The organism is Haliscomenobacter sp. (assembly GCF_033763495.1).
Taxonomy (GTDB): Bacteria; Bacteroidota; Bacteroidia; order Chitinophagales; family Saprospiraceae; genus Haliscomenobacter.
The window spans coordinates 1-17,402 of record NZ_JANRKL010000034.1 but is presented as its reverse complement, the minus strand read 5'-3'; the positions used below and the strand labels follow the sequence as shown (position 1 = coordinate 17,402).

16 protein-coding genes are annotated in these 17,402 nt (G+C 47.2%); 7 read left to right on the top strand and 9 right to left on the bottom strand.

Annotated features, from left to right (window positions below):
* Positions 1-304 precede the first annotated feature (304 nt).
* The 4 genes from SFV55_RS03340 to SFV55_RS03325 all read left to right on the top strand — a co-directional run bounded on the left by SFV55_RS03340 (position 305) and on the right by SFV55_RS03325 (position 4,849).
* On the top strand, positions 305-1,369 hold the full coding sequence (locus tag SFV55_RS03340; protein WP_320028042.1) for a c-type cytochrome: 1,065 nt from the start codon (positions 305-307) through the stop codon (positions 1,367-1,369).
* Between the two features lie 216 nt (positions 1,370-1,585).
* On the top strand, positions 1,586-3,274 hold the full coding sequence (locus SFV55_RS03335) for a bifunctional metallophosphatase/5'-nucleotidase (protein ID WP_320028041.1): 1,689 nt from the start codon (positions 1,586-1,588) through the stop codon (positions 3,272-3,274).
* A gap of 19 nt (positions 3,275-3,293) precedes the next feature.
* On the top strand, positions 3,294-3,731 hold the full coding sequence (locus SFV55_RS03330) for a DsrE family protein (RefSeq protein ID WP_320028040.1): 438 nt from the start codon (positions 3,294-3,296) through the stop codon (positions 3,729-3,731).
* Between the two features lie 356 nt (positions 3,732-4,087).
* A complete protein-coding gene (locus SFV55_RS03325) occupies positions 4,088-4,849 on the top strand; it encodes a hypothetical protein (protein WP_320028039.1) in 762 nt (253 codons plus the stop codon).
* A gap of 97 nt (positions 4,850-4,946) precedes the next feature.
* On the opposite strand, the gene SFV55_RS03320 is transcribed toward SFV55_RS03325, so the two are convergent.
* Together SFV55_RS03320 and tsaE are read right to left on the bottom strand one after the other, a co-directional pair.
* Positions 4,947-6,191: an alanine dehydrogenase gene (locus SFV55_RS03320; protein ID WP_320028038.1), complete on the bottom strand. Its 1,245-nt coding sequence runs from the start codon at positions 6,189-6,191 to the stop codon at positions 4,947-4,949.
* A gap of 65 nt (positions 6,192-6,256) precedes the next feature.
* A complete protein-coding gene (gene tsaE / locus SFV55_RS03315) occupies positions 6,257-6,685 on the bottom strand; it encodes a tRNA (adenosine(37)-N6)-threonylcarbamoyltransferase complex ATPase subunit type 1 TsaE (RefSeq protein WP_320028037.1) in 429 nt (142 codons plus the stop codon).
* 207 nt (positions 6,686-6,892) lie between these two features.
* Here tsaE and gyrB point away from each other — a divergent pair, with 207 nt between their 5' ends.
* Positions 6,893-8,857, top strand: coding sequence for a DNA topoisomerase (ATP-hydrolyzing) subunit B (gene gyrB, locus SFV55_RS03310; protein WP_320028036.1), 1,965 nt, complete (start codon positions 6,893-6,895; stop codon positions 8,855-8,857).
* Positions 8,858-8,969: 112 nt separating this feature from the next.
* On the opposite strand, the gene SFV55_RS03305 is transcribed toward gyrB, so the two are convergent.
* Entirely contained in the window at positions 8,970-9,713 is a 744-nt protein-coding gene (locus SFV55_RS03305) for a hypothetical protein (RefSeq protein WP_320028035.1), read from the bottom strand.
* A gap of 185 nt (positions 9,714-9,898) precedes the next feature.
* On the opposite strand from SFV55_RS03305, the gene recO reads away from it, so the two are divergent.
* Positions 9,899-10,624: a DNA repair protein RecO gene (gene recO, locus SFV55_RS03300; RefSeq protein ID WP_320028034.1), complete on the top strand. Its 726-nt coding sequence runs from the start codon at positions 9,899-9,901 to the stop codon at positions 10,622-10,624.
* Positions 10,625-10,701: 77 nt separating this feature from the next.
* Here the strand turns inward: recO and SFV55_RS03295 are convergent, their stop codons facing one another.
* From SFV55_RS03295 to dnaB, 5 genes are all read right to left on the bottom strand, one after another.
* Complete coding sequence (locus SFV55_RS03295; protein ID WP_320028033.1) at positions 10,702-11,394, bottom strand: LytTR family DNA-binding domain-containing protein; 693 nt, start codon at positions 11,392-11,394, stop codon at positions 10,702-10,704.
* On the bottom strand, positions 11,373-12,440 hold the full coding sequence (locus SFV55_RS03290; protein WP_320028032.1) for a sensor histidine kinase: 1,068 nt from the start codon (positions 12,438-12,440) through the stop codon (positions 11,373-11,375). The genes SFV55_RS03295 and SFV55_RS03290 overlap by 22 nt, the downstream gene beginning before the upstream one ends.
* A gap of 1 nt (position 12,441) precedes the next feature.
* Positions 12,442-13,227, bottom strand: coding sequence for an ABC transporter permease (locus tag SFV55_RS03285; protein ID WP_320028031.1), 786 nt, complete (start codon positions 13,225-13,227; stop codon positions 12,442-12,444).
* Positions 13,228-13,231: 4 nt separating this feature from the next.
* Complete coding sequence (locus SFV55_RS03280; RefSeq protein ID WP_320028030.1) at positions 13,232-14,152, bottom strand: ABC transporter ATP-binding protein; 921 nt, start codon at positions 14,150-14,152, stop codon at positions 13,232-13,234.
* 102 nt (positions 14,153-14,254) lie between these two features.
* Positions 14,255-15,790 carry a replicative DNA helicase gene (dnaB, locus tag SFV55_RS03275; RefSeq protein WP_320028029.1) on the bottom strand — a complete coding sequence of 512 codons (1,536 nt, stop codon included), beginning with the start codon at positions 15,788-15,790 and terminating at the stop codon, positions 14,255-14,257.
* A 120-nt stretch (positions 15,791-15,910) separates the two neighbouring features.
* On the opposite strand from dnaB, the gene SFV55_RS03270 reads away from it, so the two are divergent.
* Positions 15,911-16,129 carry a hypothetical protein gene (locus tag SFV55_RS03270; protein WP_320028028.1) on the top strand — a complete coding sequence of 73 codons (219 nt, stop codon included), beginning with the start codon at positions 15,911-15,913 and terminating at the stop codon, positions 16,127-16,129.
* Between the two features lie 11 nt (positions 16,130-16,140).
* Here the strand turns inward: SFV55_RS03270 and tgt are convergent, their stop codons facing one another.
* On the bottom strand, positions 16,141-17,274 hold the full coding sequence (tgt, locus tag SFV55_RS03265) for a tRNA guanosine(34) transglycosylase Tgt (RefSeq protein WP_320028027.1): 1,134 nt from the start codon (positions 17,272-17,274) through the stop codon (positions 16,141-16,143).
* Between the last annotated feature and the right edge of the window lie 128 nt (positions 17,275-17,402).

The window sequence follows — 17,402 nt, the reverse complement described above, 5'->3', positions numbered from 1 at the left end:
TTTATTTGGTCAAAAAAATTGGTGTTCAACTGATGGGACAAAACTCGGCGCCTTTGACAAGCTGTTCTGTGAAACAGATCACTTTGCTGAAAAAAAATCACAATGAGTATTTGGCGCCTCAATGTTAATTCAAAATAAAATTTCAGCCTTTTGTGACAAGCGTCACATTCCTTTCAAGCCAGGCCAAATACTTTTAGCAAAATTTTTATTCGTCTCTTTTGACCCAAACGAACCTATTGCTTTAAGAAAAGCGCTGTACACACACGCAGCACCTACTGAATTTTTGATCGCACAAAATGGTTTTATGAAAAACGAAGGTAAAGATTCATTCGACCGGGGCATGTTACAAACCATCCAGCTTTTGACCAATGCTGTATCCATCCTATTTGTAGGCATGATTTTAATGACCCTGGTTTTTGCATTTAACGAGGATTTGCTGATTTTTTGGGATCGCATTACAACTCCAAACCCTAAAGTGGACGTGCCCGACGAAAAGCTTAAACTAGCCAGCGCGGCGAGTAGCCCTTTTTGGATCGCGCCCAAATTGAGTGAGATCAGTGACCCTAAGCAGCGTGAACAGGTCAACTATGGCCGACAACTGATTGCTCATACCGCCAAATACCTGGGCCCCAAAGGCTCAGTCAAAGCCATCAGCAATGGCATGAACTGTCAGAATTGCCACCTGGATGCAGGTACCAGGGTTTTTGGCAACAACTATGGTTCCGTTGCCTCTACCTACCCCAAAATGCGCGCTCGCAGTGGCAGCATTGAAAACGTTTACAAACGGGTCAACGACTGCTTTCAGCGCAGCCTCAATGGTATGGAACTCGACACCACCAGCAAGGAGATGCAAGCCATCAAAGCTTACATTGAATTTTTGGGCAAAGAAGTCCCCAAAGGTGAAAAAGCAGAAGGCTCGGGGCTCAAAGAACTTCCCTTCCTCGATCGGGCTGCGGACCCCGCCAAAGGCAAATTGGTTTATGTCGACAAATGTCAAAGCTGCCATCAGGCCAATGGTGGTGGTCTGAAAAATACTGCCCGCAACGAATACGTATACCCACCCTTGTGGGGCAAAAACAGCTACAACGATGGGGCAGGATTGTACCGCGTCAGCAATTTTGCCAAATACGCCAAGTACAACATGCCGCTTGGCGTGAGTCACACCAGCCCACAACTAAGCGACGAAGAAGCCTGGGATGTGGCAGCCTTTGTCAACTCCCAAAGTCGCCCCCACAAAGATGTACCTCAGGACTGGCCCGATATTTCCAAAAAGCCCATTGATCATCCTTTTGGCCCTTATGCTGATGGATTTTCAGAACAGCAACACAAGTTCGGGCCTTTTCAACCCATAGCAAAGCAGAAAAATTAAGTTCCCGATTTGGGTTTTGAATAGGAAGTCGAACGCTTCATTTCAAGTGAGCTTCCTATTCAAAACCCTCTAAAAAAAATCGGGAAGTAATTTTTTGCGTCATACAAAGTGACAGCTCAGCCTAAACCTGCCAAAACCAAGTGATCATTTTTTCAACACAAACCTAACTTACCGTCCCGTCGGGGCGCCTAGACAGGTTCTACAATCAACCGAGTTATGTTGGAGCAAAGCAGAAGAAAGTTTTTACGGCAAGTAGGCGCCTTGAGTGCAGGTGCTGGCTTGATTGGAGCCACTCCAATTGCTGCTCAGGCAGCAGAGCCTACAAAAAACGACTTGCCCGAAGCCGATAAACCCTTCACCATCAGCATCCTGCAAACCACCGATGTGCATTGTCAGGTACATCCTCACGATGAGTTGTTTTGGGAAAACAACCAGATTACCTTCCGTAAAACTGGCGGTTATGCTCAGTTGGCAACTTACCTAAAAAAGGAACGCAAGAAGAACCCTTATACTTTTGTGTTGGATACGGGGGATATGTTTCAGGGCAGTGAATTGTCCATCAAAACGACCGGAAAAGCAATGGTTCCCATTTTGAACCAGTTGAAATATGACCTGTATCTGCCGGGGAACTGGGAGGTGATTTACCATAAAAAAATGATGCAAACACTGCTGGGCTCGCTCAATGCACCCAAGGTTTGCGCCAATATGTACCACGACCTCGGCGACAAAAAAAAGGGAGAACTGATTTTTCAGCCCTACCACATCTGGAATGTAGCGGGGGTGAAAATTGGCTTTTTGGGGTATACCGATCCCCTCGTGCCCTTGCGCCAATCGCCGATTTACAGCAAAGGTATCATTTATACCCAACCTGAAGAAAACCTCGCCCATTACGTGGATGTGCTGCGCAATCAGGAACAATGCGCTTATGTGCTCATCATTGCGCATTTGGGTCTTTCACAACAGATTGCCCTGGCCAATAAGCCGGAATGTGAGGGTGTAGACTACATCCTGGGGGGCGACACCCACGAGCGGGTGCGCAAACCGATCCAGTGCAAGTATTCCAAAGTAGTGGAACCTGGCGCTTTTGGCTCCTTTGTTGGCCGCCTGGAACTCACCATCCAGAATGGAAAAGTAATTGCGGATCAGTACACCCTCGATGAGATTGATGCCAGCAAGCACAAGGCAGACAAAGAAATGAATGCCCTGGTGCAAGCCAATGAGCAGCCTTTTTCTGAAGACATTTACAAGGTGGTGGGATACAGCACCATCCCACTCTACCGGTATTTTGTGGTGGAAAACCCCATCGATACCATGGTGCTCGACTCCCTGAAGTGGAAATTGCCGGAAGTAGATGTGGTGTTGTCCAATGGATTCCGCTTTTGCCCCCCCCGGGCTACTCCCGACCAAACGGGCAATATCCCGATCACCAATGGCTACATTTATGACATGCTCCCCGTAGACAGTACCGTGCGTACCGCAAAGGTAACTGGGCAACAAATCGTCAATTGGTTGGAGAGTGAATTGAACAATGTTTTTGCCAAAGATGCCTCACAACGCTTTGGTGGCTGGTTGATCAAATTCAAGGGGATGGAAATCTCCTTCAATGCTTTTGCCGAGAAAGGCAAACGGGTTCAAACCGTTGAAATTGGCGACAAGCCACTGGATTTGAACAAGACCTACAGCATTTGTGCTTGTGAGCGGGAGGGTGACCCAATGGACATGCTCTGCCGCATCAGGAATGTGGTGGATGCCCAAAACACGCCTTACACCCTACATTCGGTCATGCGGGAGTACCTGGCCAAACATTCACCAGTAACGCCTACACCTCCACTGAATGCCAAAATATTGGATGCCCCCCAAACCCTGTTGACTCAGGTCAGTGGTGTAGATTATCAATTTACTTAAAGAAATAAATACCGTGTTGATGAAAAAAATATGCTTGCTCCTGCTTTTGCTGCCTGCCTTGCAATTTGTGCAGGCGCAAAACCACCAAACCCTCAGCGACGAGGGTTACCAGGACAATAAAATTGTGTTTCAGGTAGTAACCCAGGATACCTTAGCACACAAGGCTTTGATGAAACAGCTGAACAATATCCGCTCCGTGGCACCCAATACACCCATCGAAGTGGTCTGTCACGGCCCGGGATTGTACATGCTGGTTACCGAGCGCTGTGTCATTCAAAAACAGATCAAAGAACAGGCCGCCAAAGGCATCAGCTTTGTGGCTTGCGAATTTTCCCTCAAAGAGCGGAATGTGTCCAAGGATGCAGTAGTGCCAGAGGCCAATTTCGTGCGCTCGGGGGCACTGGAAATTGCCAACAAGCAACGCCTGGGCTGGAGTTATTTGAAGGCGGGATTTTAAATCGAGATACTCATTATAGTTTTTATTGTGTTTGGTGGGTAGGGGGTTATCAACAGCTATTTGATGCTGTATGGTGCTCCCTTACTTTTTTATGCACAACTCATTGTATACGGCAAATCTCGCTTTAGGTTTCATTTTCAAAAGAATATTAGACAAGATTTTTAAGACTTGTCTAATCAATGACTTAATTGCAGTTGTTGTATAAAATACATGAGTAAAATTCTACAAGTAAAACACTTTTGCCTATCTTTCCCATCGTTTCCACCAAGAGCCGAATTCAAGTTATCTCCACTACCAGGTGCACATTTCTTCGTGCCGTATCATTTTTCCCATTATTAATATTAATTATTTCAGCCATGAAAATTGTAAATGTAACCGTACGTGGTGGCAACACCACAGAAGGCGCAACTGGAGTATCTTTCTCCGTATTGCCTTATGAAGTAATAGTACAAATCCCAGGTAGCCTCGAGCCAGTGCTGAGCGTTCCTGTATTAGACAATCCTTTGCTCAATCGCCAGTCCTACAGTTTTGCAGTAGAAGGCTACGAGGTCGATCTCGATGTTCAGGAAATTTACGATGACTGTGGTGAGGGTCTAACTGAGGACGAGTTAGAGGCTTTAGAAGAGACTGAAAATCAAGCTGTCTTGAATGAAGCACTGGGTGAACCTGAATCGGAAGAGACATCTGAGCTGGAAGAGGAAGTTGGCCCTGACAATGGATTGGATACCGGATACTTTGAAGAAATGGAAAATGCGGCTGGAGACCCCGTTCTTGAAGCACTGGAACTAAGCGGCGAACCTGAAGACAGCAGCATTGAAGCCATTGCAGCGGAACCGGAGGAAGTAGCAGCAATTGAAGCTGCTGAGCCCGAAGCCCTTGCCGAAATACCCGAGGTCATTGAAATTACTTCTTCCCGCCAGGAAGCTCCGGTGGAGGAGGAGGCCGAAACGGCCTTTTTTCAGCGTAATGAAGGAGGATCTGAGCCTGTTGTGGATGCAGATGAAGCTGTGGTTCCGATAGCGGAAGATCAGGAACACAACGTGGAAGACCTAAAAGTCCTTTTGGCGCAAACCCAGGATTTGTTGAAGAAGTATGATTTGAATAGTGTGGAGCATTGAGTTAATGCCTACAAGGCATATATTTAGCCACGAAGGCACTAAGATTTAAAGAACGAAGTCTTTTTGATCGAGGTTTTACGTCTTAGTGCTTTTGTAGTTAAAAATGCGACGTAATCAACAAATCCAGATTCGTGTACTTGATCTGAAACCGTTCGCTCAAATATTCGTTGCACAAACAGCCCTTGTAGGTGTACACCCCATGCCGGAGGCCCGGATTGCTGAACAACAAATGTTCGATGCTGCTAGTAGAGCCTGATCGCAACAAAATGGAAGTCAAGATATTGCTGATCGCCATAGAAGCTGTACGCGGCACCTGTGAGGCAATATTTGGCACGCAATAATGGATGATGCCGTGTTCGATAAAAGTCGGTTTATCCAATGAAGTCACCCGGGAGGTTTCAAAACAGCCGCCCTGATCGATGCTCACATCCACAATCACGGCACCCGGGCGCATCCGCGACACCATTTCTTCGCTCACAATCACGGGTGCACGCCCGCTTTTGGAATGGATGGCACCAATTGCTACATCGGCGGTCAACAGTTCCTCTCGTAGGTAATATGGATCAATAGAAGAGGTATACAACTGGCGGCCCACCTGATTTTGCAGGCGTTTGAGCTTGTAAATGTTGTTGTCGAAAATACGAACTTCGGCACCTAGCCCCAGGGCTACCCGGGTAGCATTTTCGGCTACGATTCCCGCACCCAAAATAACCACTTTGGCACTGGGAACCCCGGAAATCCCCCCTAGCAGGATGCCCTTACCGCCGCCGGTACTCGTCAACAATTCCGCTGCGGTTAGCATGGCTCGAATGCCCGCCATTTCGCTCATGGTGCGCACAACTGGGAAGTTGTCGAGGTCGTCCTTGATGTATTCCATGGCCAGGGCGATGACCCTTTTTTGGCGAAGTTTGTTGATGTATTCCCCAGAGATGATCGGTAGGTGGAGTGGCGAAATGAGGATTTGATTGGGGTGCATCAACTCGATTTCTGCCAGCGTAGGTGGGGCAACTTTCAACAATATTTTGGCCCGAAATACCTCCTCCTTGCTATGGGCTATTTCTGCTCCGGCTTCTGAAAACTGATGATCGGTGAAATGTGCTTTTTCTCCCGCACCCGATTCAACCACCACACGATGACCATACCCAGTCAAAATCGCTACCGAAGAAGGAACCAGGGCTACCCGATTTTCCTGGAGCGTACTTTCTTTAGAGATACCAATAAACAACTTCTCCGATTTTTGCTGTACATCCAGCGTTTCCGGTTGAGTTTGATATTGGATGTCTGTTAAAGACTTGGGTATAGCGATGGCCGTTCCGCCATTTCCTTCTTTTCCACCACTCATAGTTCAGGAAGTAAACCGAGTTGGGGCCCGACTGAAGGTAGTCTGGCTTTTCCTCGCTTTTGTTTTTACAAAATTAGCATTTTTCGTTGGGAATCGCTCAGCATTTCAAAATGAATCCGCAAGGTATCTTCAGGCAACAAGGGTTCGATGATTTCCGGCCATTCGACAAAACAGTAATTGTCGCTGTACAAATAGTCCTCGATCCCGATGTCCAAAGCCTCTTCAATGCTCCGCAAACGGTACAAATCCAAATGATAGGCCGAACGCGTTTCACCACTCAACGCCTCCTTGTAGACATATTCATTGACCAGTGCAAAAGTGGGACTACTTACCACTTGAGTAACCCCCAGATGCCTACAGATGTTTTGAATAAAGGTCGTTTTTCCTGCTCCAACTTCGCCCGTAAAGGCAAAAACCCGCCGCTCAGGAAAATTTTCCAGCAGTTTTTGACTGTAGAGGGGAAGTGCTGCCAAGTTTTCAATCTGCCACTCCATCCATTCATTTTTAGGTCTGGCACAAAAATAAGTAATTATTAAACACCTCATTAAAGCCATTAGAAAGCAATGAAAAAGAATCAGGAATGATTGCTTTGAAAAAATAAACTATAAAAAATTGATTTACAGTAAATTAAAATTATTCAAATCCAAATTTTTGCGCATTTTTTTCTTCTAAATCTCGTAGTTTTCCCGTATCTTTGCAAGATGGATATGGTAAAAGAGACGCAAGAGAATCTACAGGATTCAAATAACGCCGATGATTACGGCGCGGATAACATCCAGGCACTCGAAGGTTTAGAGGCCGTCCGCAAAAGGCCTGGAATGTACATTGGTAGCACCGATACAAAGGGATTGCACCACTTGGTTTGGGAGGTTGTCGACAACTCTATCGACGAGCATCTCGCAGGTCATTGTAGCCACATCGAAGTGATTGTACACACCGATAACTCGGTTACGGTAAAGGACAATGGCCGGGGTATTCCCACAGGCATGCACCACAAGTTGCAAAAATCAGCATTGGAAGTGGTCATGACTGTATTGCACGCTGGTGGAAAATTTGACAAAAACACCTACAAGGTATCGGGTGGTTTGCACGGCGTGGGGGTTTCCTGTGTCAACGCACTTTCCGATCACCTGAGAGCTGAAGTGCACCGGGAAGGCAAAATTTTTGTACAGGAATTTGCCAAAGGTAAACCACAAGGCGATGTAAAAGTAATTGGTGAATCTGATAGAACAGGTACCACCATCACCTTTACCCCGGATGCGACCATCTTTGAAACCCTCATTTACGAGTACGAGATATTGGTACGCAGGGTTAAAGAGTTGTCTTTCCTGAATAAGGGATTACACATCAGCTTGTTGGATGAAAGAACGGGAAAAAGCGAATCATTCTTCTCCGAAGGTGGTTTGCAGGAATTTGTCCGTTACCTAGATGGTGCTAAAAAGCCATTGATCGAGCAACCCATCTACGTGATGACGCGCCGGGACGATGTAGAAGTGGAAGTAGCCATGATCTACAATGAGTCCTATCAGGAAAACATTTACTCTTACGTCAACAACATCCACACCCGGGAAGGGGGTACCCACGTACGTGGCTTCCGCTCGGCGCTGGCACGGGTGTTCAAACAATACGGCGAAGACTCAGGGGCTTTTAAAAAGCTAAAGGAAGAAATCTCCGGCGAAGACTTCCGCGAAGGTTTGACCGCGGTGGTATCGGTAAAAGTACCCGAACCACAGTTCAAAGGCCAGACCAAAGGTGAATTGGGCAACTCTGAGGTTACCTCTATCGTATCCCAATGCGTTGGGGACGTACTGAAAAACTTCGTGGAGGAAAACCCCCGTGAAGCCCGCCGCATTGTCGACAAGGTTATTCTGGCGGCTACTGCGCGGCACGCTGCGCGCAAAGCCCGCGAAATGGTGCAGCGCAAGAACGTGCTTGCGGGTGGAGGTTTGCCTGGTAAACTTGCGGACTGCTCCTCCAAAGACCCACACGAGAGTGAGGTTTTCCTGGTCGAGGGGGACTCGGCAGGTGGTACTGCCAAACAAGGCCGCAATCGCCACATCCAGGCCATTCTGCCACTACGGGGTAAAATCCTGAATGTGGAGAAAGCCATGGAGCACAAAATTTACGAAAACGAGGAAATCAAAAACATTTTCACTGCTTTGGGCGTAAGCATCGAAGAGGATGAAAATGGTGACCGTATCCTCAATATCAATAAGTTGCGCTACCACAAAGTGGTCATCATGACGGATGCCGATGTGGACGGCAGCCACATCACCACTTTGATTCTGACCTTCTTCTTCCGCTACATGAAACCCTTGATTGAAAACAGCAACGTATACATTGCTGCACCACCTTTGTATTTGATCAAAAAGGGCAAAAATGAGCGCTATTGCTGGAATGAGGAGGAGCGCCGCGCCACGATTGAAGAATTTGGCGGCAACAATGAAAGCAGCGTGAAAGTACAGCGTTACAAGGGTTTGGGTGAGATGAACGCCGAGCAATTGTGGGAAACCACCATGGATCCCGAGCGTCGCATGCTGCGCCTGGTTACCATCGACGACGCCATGGAGGCCGACCGGGTATTCTCCATGCTGATGGGGGATGAAGTACCACCACGTCGTCAGTTTATTGAGGAAAATGCGAAATACGCGAATGTAGACGCGTAATAGCTAGAGGGTTGAAAAGTTGAAGTGTTGAAAAGAAGCTACCGCAGCGTTTTTGACAAGGTCATGTCTAATTCACTGCGGTAGCTTCTTTTCAACACTTTAACTCCTCAACTTACAACTTATTAAAGAACATATTCTTCACTTCCTTATTGATCACCAAGCTTCCTTTGGTGACCACCAGTTGTTCCACTACCATTTCGTCGGCACTGATCAAACGTACCTTCGCGTATTCCAATGTGTCGCTATCCTCTGGCATCAGAATGATAAAGTCGCTACACTTGGACAACATCCAGCGGCCAGCTTCACGTACCTTAGCGGAGGTATTGATGGCGCCCCAGGACAAGGCGTAAGTTCCATCTGAATTGAAGCGCAGTTGAGGCACCTGGCTATTGGCGGCGGGGACGGCAATGGTATTTTCCCAGGAACCAAGTAGGGTCTGTTGTGTTTTGGTCCATTGGACAGGATTCACCCGATTGCCAGTGCTCAGATGGATCACCGTGCGCATTTCGGAATCAAAGGGCAACAAGTCCAATCCACGTAAGGTTTGTATCGCCGTATAGCGGAAAGTACTGCCGGTGTAGTCCCGGAAGGAGAGGACTGGGGTTTCGCGTTGCAAATCTACAGTCCAGGTGTAACGGGCCATGGCAGGCCATTCGGCACGGGTATTGTTGATAACCGTCACAATTCCGTTATCGTTAAATTCCATCATTAGTCCAAAACCAGTCCATTCGTTCGCGTCGGTTTCCCGCCAGGTATTGGCAATTAGATTGCTGCGTAGCTGTTCGGTAGTTAAGGGACCAGCCCAGGCAGTGTTCAACAAACAGGTCAGCAGCAGAGCAGAGAACAGGGTTTTCATGATAATAGGTTTTTAAAGTCGGGTAGAAAAATTTAAAATTTTATTTCTACCAAGGACAAAATTATTAGCAAAAGGATGGCTAAGTCAAGGAGAAATCGATAACTTTCTTGAAACTTTAGATTAAATTTAACAATTGGGGATAAATCGATGTTTTAATCGCGCCGACTGTTCTAAATCAAATGCGCATGCTTGTCGAAACCCGTGGAATTGTTTTCCGTACCCTGAAATACTCTGAAAGCAGCCTCATTGTGGATATTTTCACCGAGGCAAAAGGTTTGCAGAGCTACATTGTCAACGGGGTACGCAGCCAAAGATCCAAACACAATGCCAGCATCTACCAGGTGATGACATTGGTGGACATGGTAGCAGGAGTACGCGAAGACAAAGGACTCAGTCGCATCAAGGAAATCAAATCCGCTTGTGTTTACCGCGCCATCCCTTTTGATGTGCGCAAGAGTGCGGTAGGTTTGTTCATGGCTGAAATCGCGCGCAAAACCATTCGTGAAGCCGAAGCGCATCCAGAATTATTCAATTTTTTGTACCAAACTTTCCAGTTTCTGGATCAAACTCAACAGCCCATTGCCAATTTACATTTGCATTTTTTAGTGGAACTCAGTGCTTACCTGGGGTTCATGCCAGGAGGAGATTGGAGTTTGGACACTCCGGTATTTGATCTTCAGGAAGGAGTGTTTTCCGACAATTCCCCTGCAGCTGCATACTGCCTGGATCTGGAACTGAGCAAGGCTTTTTATGCCCTGCTGAACAGCAACTACACGGAATGTCATCTTTTGCGCTTGCCTGCAGGGCAACGGCGGCAGTTGTTGAACAAGTTATTGGATTATTATCGGCTGCATTTGGAACATTTGCCGGAGATTCATTCGCATCAGATTTTGCAGGAGGTGTTGGGGTGAGGTGTCAATGTATAACTTTGTGTCCTTTGTGCCCTCTTTTTTCCTTTGTGATAATAAAATGTAGCTTTGGTAGTAAACTACTGCTTCCCTTGTATCACCCGCCAAAACTCCTTCTTATACGTCTCCGAAACCGGCACATACTTCTCCCCAATCTTGACCACCTCCTTTTCAATCGACTCGATTTTATCAATCGCCACCATGTAGGATTTGTGTACCCGACAAATTAAATGGCCAGGGATTTCATGCTCAAGTTCACCAAAAGTTTGTAAAGTCATGATCCGTTTATTCAGGGTATAAATACATCGATAATCCCGCATGCCTTCGATGTACAGAATCTCGTCCAGCACCACCTTTTCCAGGCGGTACTCGGTTTTGACAAAAATAAATTTTTTATCCGGCAGGGCTTCGGGCTTCAGCAGGTTGTTGCGCACTTTATCTACCGCCTGTACGAAACGTTCAAAACCGAATGGTTTTAGCAGGTAATCACATACGTTCAGATCAAAACCCTTGATGGCATAATCAGGGTAGGCGGTGGTGATCACGACTTGGCTATTGATTTTGGAAGTCTCCAAAAGCCGAATCCCTGATACCTCACCCAGGTTGATGTCTAAAAAAATCAGATCAACAACTTCAGTTTGCAAAAAAACGAGGGCATCGGTAGCATTGTCGAAGGTAGTGAGCAGGCTCAAAAAAGGCAGTTTTTGTACATAGCCTTTGGTGCGTTCCAGGGCCAGCGGTTCATCTTCAACTATGATGCAGCGGATTTCCATGTTTGGTGCAGTGTTAATTTGACCTGGTAAGTATCGCCATTTTTTGAGATTTCCAGCTGGTGTTTTTTCGGGTAAAGTGCCAACAATCTTTTTTGGATCAAGGTAATGCCCAATCCGCCGTATTCCTGGGGGTGTTGGGCGCCCTCTTTGTACTTGTTTGAGCAGTCAAAAACCAATTGATTATCGGCAATCGAAATCCGAATTTGCACGGCGTTTTCCTTTTCACGCAACGCCGAGTGTTTGAAGGCATTTTCCACCAAGGGGATAAACAACATGGGCTCAATCAGCCGATCGTGCACTTCGCCCTCCACCACATACTCCACATAATCTGACGTGGCAGTGCGGATGCGTTGCAAGTCGACATACTTTTCAATGTAAGCCAATTCTTTGGACAAGGGAATTTTTTCCGTTTTGGTCTCATACAACATGAAGCGCATGATGTCCGACAACTTGTTCAGGTAAGTAGAAGCACGTGCTGCATCCTTGCCAATCAAGACATCAATGTTGTTCAGGGTATTGAACAAAAAATGGGGGTTGATTTGGGACTTCACCAGGGCCAACTCCATTTCAAAGTTCTTTTGCATCAAGCTTTCTTTGAGTTTGGTTTCGTTGTACCAACTGATGAATCCCTTGATGACCAATCCCACGCCCCCATTCAACAGCGCGATGGTGGTCAATGCTATCGTGATTGCTCCTCCGGAATTGAGCCCATCGTTAAAAAAGGAAAAATCCGGGAACAATACCGATAAGATCGCCGCACTCAGCACTCCGCAGCCAATCGCAGCGGCCAATCCAACCAGAAGCAGCGCTAACATTTTCCCCCGCTGTAAAAACTGCGGAAACAACCAGGCATAAAAAGTGTAAAAGCCCAGGATTGCTGGAATGACCCCAAAAACACCAATGAAATAAACAAAGCGCCAGGTTTGTAGAGGGTTATTGTTCCCCGAACGGGTTGCTGCGGCCACCAACAAAATGATCAATGCCCACAGCAAGCTGTACAAAAACCAATACCCCACATGCAATAAGGTGATGATTGATCTACGCATTCTACCCCTTTTCTTTTTTGGTAAGATAAAGAATATAACTAAGCAGGGTAAACGCAAAGAAATAAATCAAAGCCAGGTAATGGATGTCCAGGATGTTGCTTTTGAAGCGCATTTTGCCCTGCAATTGTAAATAATAAATCGCCCCATAAGTATAAGGAACGAGGTAAACATAGCGCCATGAAAGTGCGATGATGGCTGCCACTACCAACGCGACTCCCGCCCCCAGAGATACCATAAAATTTTTGAACTGGATGCTCAACAAGTATTGCAAGGCTACAATAGGCAAGGCCATCACATAAAAGGAAGCATTGATTTGGATGAATCTGCCCCAGGGAAAAGCCTCTTTGGGATACTGAATATGACCATAATACCAGGCAGGAATGGCCCCGGCCAGGTACATGCTCAAGCCAAATAGTACAAACATTTGTAACATCAAAACCAATACAACGGTGTATTTGGCAAAAAATACGGTAGTTAAATTCTGAGGTGTAGTATGAACTTGTTTCCAGCCATTGCTTTTGTATTCCAGTTGGGCAATTAAACTGGTTGCCAGCACAATCCCCATGGGTATGAGCAGAACCGACATGGACTCCCAGCCGTTGATGAGCCATTTCTCCCAAAAAGGAGTGTTCGCATAAATTTTTCCCAGTTTTTTGATGTAGACGAGGTGCACCAAAGTCAGTATCCCAGGAATAAAAAAGCCACCGCTCAAAACCAGCCAAAATGCAGCACTGCGTTTGGTTTTCATCCATTCACTTTGGATGCTATTTAGAAGAATCGTTGCCATGTTTTTAGTTGTTTACCAATTCCATAAAAATGCTTTCCAGGTCGTTTTTTTCTACCGCCAGGTGGTACACATCGATGTTGTTTTGTACCAGATGGCGGTTGAGTTGGGCAATTTGCTCCGGGGGCAACAAGGGCAGTAATAGTTTGCCATTTTGCTGTTGGGCTTCTGGTTGTAGGCTTTGAACCAATTGTAAGGAGCGGGCATTGTCGTTGGTAATCAAGCTCACGCGAGAGCTTTCCTGCTGTTTGTGCACCAAATCGGGCAAAGTGCCTTCGAACAAAAGCTGTCCTTTGTGAATAATGCCCACATGGGTCACCAGCTTTTCGATCTCAGCCAGAAGGTGGCTGGAAATCAGGATGGTAATACCCTGCTCCTGGTTGAGTCGTTTGAGCAACTCGCGCATCTCAATGATGCCATTGGGATCAAGGCCATTGGTGGGTTCGTCCAGGATCAGCAAGTCGGGTTGATTGAGTAAGGCCACGGCAATACTCAGGCGTTGCTTCATGCCCAGGGAAAACTGGCTGACTTTTTTATTTGCTGTATCGGGCAAACCGACTAATTCCAAAACTTCTGGAATACGGGCTTTGGGGCTCTGGTAGATTTTTTGCAGCAGCAATAGGTTTTCGGCGGCGGTTAGGTGCCCGTACAAGGAAGGGGTTTCAATCAGCGAGCCTAGTTTGCGCAGGATGGCTACCCGGTTCTCGGCCAAGCTTTGGCCAAAAATGCGGATTTCCCCTTTTTGTTTTTTGAGTAGGCCTAAAATCAGGCGAAGGGTGGTGGTCTTCCCGGCGCCATTGGGGCCTAAAAAACCGTAAATGCTACCGGTAGGTACCTGGAGATTGATGTCGTCCAGGATGTTTTTGCCGGGGGCAAATTGGTGGGTTAAGTGGGTGGTTTCGATGCAGTACATGGATGCTTGGTTCATCAAATTTTCAGTATCAAAAATACTGTCCTTAAAAATTCGCCACCCAAACGATTGGCAAATCGAGAGGCTTTGTCTGCAAAATGGGCTTTTTATCCTGTGAAATCAGAATGGAATATCCTCCTCATCGTTGAAACGGGAGGGCATGGTAATGATGTTGCTGGGCAATGGGTTGCTGAACACATCGCTGGGGAAGCTACCAAAGTCAGGGTCATCCAAGTTGCTGAAGCGTGCAAACTCGCCAGTAAATTTCAGTCGCACCGTATCCTGGGCCCCGTGGCGGTTTTTGGCAATGATGATTTCGGCGATGCCTTTGAGGGATTGGCCTTGTTCGTCTTCGAGGATTTGATAATATTCTGGTCTATATATAAACGTCACCATATCAGCGTCTTGCTCGATCGATCCCGATTCACGCAAGTCCGACAACTGCGGCCGCTTACTCCCACCCCGCGTTTCCACCGCGCGGCTCAACTGCGACAAGGCTATCACAGGTACACTCAATTCCTTGGCCAAGCCCTTGAGCGCACGCGAGATGGCAGATACTTCCTGTTCGCGGTTGCCCCCTTTGGCTCCTTCGCCGCCACCACTCATCAACTGGAGGTAGTCGATGATGATCATTTGGATGTCGTATTGCATCTTCATCCTGCGGCACTTGGCACGGAGTTCAAAGATGTTGATCCCGGGAGTATCGTCGATGTACACGGGAGCATCACTGATGCGCTCGATGGCTTCCTTGAGGCGTTTCCATTCGTCTTCTTCCAATTGGCCGTTGCGCATTTTGTGGAGGGGTACTTCCGATTCCATAGAAATCAGGCGTTGTGCCAACTGGATCGAGGCCATTTCCAGAGAAAACACCGCTACCCCTTTTTGGTAGTCCAAGGCAGCATTTTTGGCAAGAGAAAGCACCAAAGAGGTTTTACCCATACCTGGGCGTGCCGCCATGATGATCAAGTCGGAAGGTTGCCAGCCTGAGGTAATCCGATCCAAATCCACAAAACCTGTGGGGACCCCGGTAAGGCCATCTTCCTTACCCTTGAGTTCCTCCATTTGTTTGAGGGTCTTGGCAGCCAGAGAACTCATGGTATCATAGCTGCGGCTCATGTTTTTTTCCGCAATGGAAAAGAGCCCTTGCTCGGCATCATCCAGGAGGTCGAATACATCGGTGGTGTCTTCGTAAGCATTGCGAATGATGTCGTTGGAAACCCGGATCAATTCTCGTTGGATGAACTTTTGGGCAATGAGTCGCCCGTGGTATTCGATATTGGCCGAAGAAGCTACTTTGTTGGTCAATTCCACCAGATAATAAGGGCCACCAATGGCTTCCAGGTGGGCCGTCTTTTTGAGTTCTTCAGTAACAGTCAGCAAGTCAATCGGTTGCGAGCGTTCGAACAAACGCAGCATGGCCCGGTAAATCAACTGGTGAGCATCCAGGTAGAAACTTTCGGGCTGGAGAATGTCCAATACAGCGGTCAAGGCATCCTTATCGATCATCAACGCACCCAGTACGGCTTCTTCCAAGGGAATGGCCTGTGGCGGCACTTTGCCGTAGACAAAAGTCGATAAATCCTCGTTCTTTGAACGGGGTTTCCGACCTGTCAAGCTTACATTTTTTTTGATCGATGGATCTTTGGGTTCTGCCATGATGGTGATATTCGCTGCTTACGGACAAACGACAAACTTAAAGCTTTTATCGCGGAAAAACCAGTGTGTGGGAAAGTAAAAGTTTGTATTTTTGTTAGAGGTTTTATCAAAGAAAGTCTTATGGCACCGCATGTGAATTATGTTGTAAATGATCAAGGTAAAGCAATTTTTGTGCAATTGTCGGTACAAGAATGGGAAAACTTTTTAGCAGAACACAATCGCCTGAAAAGTCTTTTGTTGTTTAAAGAACGCTTAAGTACTGCCTTTAAAGAAATTCGTCAAATCCAAAAGGGAGAAAAACAAGGTACAGCCTTAGAAGAATTTTTGAATGAGCTCTAGGATTATAAAAATTACAACCTCGCCTCCAATCTCGGCACCATCCCCTCCTTCCATTCCCGAAAATCTCCTGCCTGAATGTGCGCCCGCGCCTCACCCACCAACCACAAGAAAAAGGACAAGTTATGCAAGGTAGCAATCTGCATCCCCAAAATTTCATTGCTTTGGACCAAGTGCTTCAGGTAAGCCTTGGAGTAAAAACGACTGCTGTGACAGGGGCTATTGGCATCAATGGGTGAAAAATCGTCTTTCCATTTGGCATTGCGCATGTTGAGGATGCCGTCGGCGGTATAAAGCAAGCCATGACGGGCGTTGCGGCTGGGCAAAACGCAGTCGAACATATCTATGCCGAGTGCAATGCTTTCCAGGATATTGACCGGAGTGCCCACGCCCATGAGGTAACGGGGCTTATCGGCTGGTAAAATGCCACAAACCAACTCGGTCATGGCGTACATGTCTTCAGCCGGTTCTCCTACTGAAAGACCACCAATGGCATTAGCCGGGCGGTTGAAAGAGGCGATGGCTTCAGCCGATTGAATGCGTAAATCAGGATACGTGCTGCCCTGTACAATCGGAAACAGGGTTTGCTCGTACCCATACAAGCCCTCTGTGCTGTCAAAACGGGCACAACAACGCTCCAGCCAGCGATGGGTCATTTCCATCGACTTTTTGGCGTAGCCATATTCACAAGGGTAAGGAGTACATTCATCAAAAGCCATGATGATGTCTGCCCCAATGATGCGTTGAATGTCGATGGCTCGCTCCGGGGAGAAAAAATGCGGCGAACCGTCGATATGCGAGCGAAAGGTAACGCCGTCTTCTTTGATCTTGCGGGTATTGCCTAAAGAGTAAACCTGATACCCTCCACTATCGGTGAGGATGGGATGGTTCCAGCCATTGAATTTGTGTAAGCCGCCTACCTGCTGCAAAATATCGATCCCCGGCCTCAAATAGAGGTGATAAGTATTGCCAAGGATGATTTGTGCCTTTACTTCCTGCTCCAGTTCGTGTTGGTGCACAGCCTTTACGGTACCTGCGGTACCCACGGGCATAAAAATGGGGGTTTGGATGGCCCCATGCGCCGTTTGAATGAGTCCGGCCCGCGCCGAAGATTGTGGGTCTTTATGTTGGATGTCGAATGAGAACATAAGAAAGGTTGAGGAGTGAGAAGTTGAGAAGTTTGGGGGTGCGCCGGCGGCGTATTCAAAACAAGATGGGAAAAGGCAGGGGGCCCGCGGGCCGGGGGCCACACGGCACCGTTTTAAATTTTTTATAA